This window comes from Vibrio sp. CUB2, assembly GCF_001557945.1.
GTDB classification, from domain to species: Bacteria; Pseudomonadota; Gammaproteobacteria; order Enterobacterales; family Vibrionaceae; genus Vibrio; species Vibrio owensii.
Window position 1 is genome coordinate 1 of the sequence record NZ_LNRB01000105.1, and the last position, 204, is coordinate 204.

The following is a 204-nucleotide window of genomic DNA, read 5'->3' on the forward strand; positions in this document are numbered from 1 at the left end:
CATGACTGGGGTGAAGTCGTAACAAGGTAGCGCTAGGGGAACCTGGCGCTGGATCACCTCCTTAAACGATGATTATACACGATGAGTGTCCACACAGATTGATACGGTTTATAAGTAAAAGAGACGATACTGGGTCTGTAGCTCAGGTGGTTAGAGCGTTCGCCTGATAAGCGAGAGGTCGGTGGTTCGAGTCCACTCAGACGC

1 tRNA gene and 1 rRNA gene are annotated in these 204 nt (G+C 50.5%); both read left to right on the forward strand.

What is annotated here, in order from left to right:
- Window positions 1-64 (forward strand): 16S ribosomal RNA (locus tag ATB78_RS28095); the annotation flags it as partial.
- Between the two features lie 67 nt (window positions 65-131).
- Window positions 132-204, forward strand: a tRNA-Ile gene (locus ATB78_RS28100).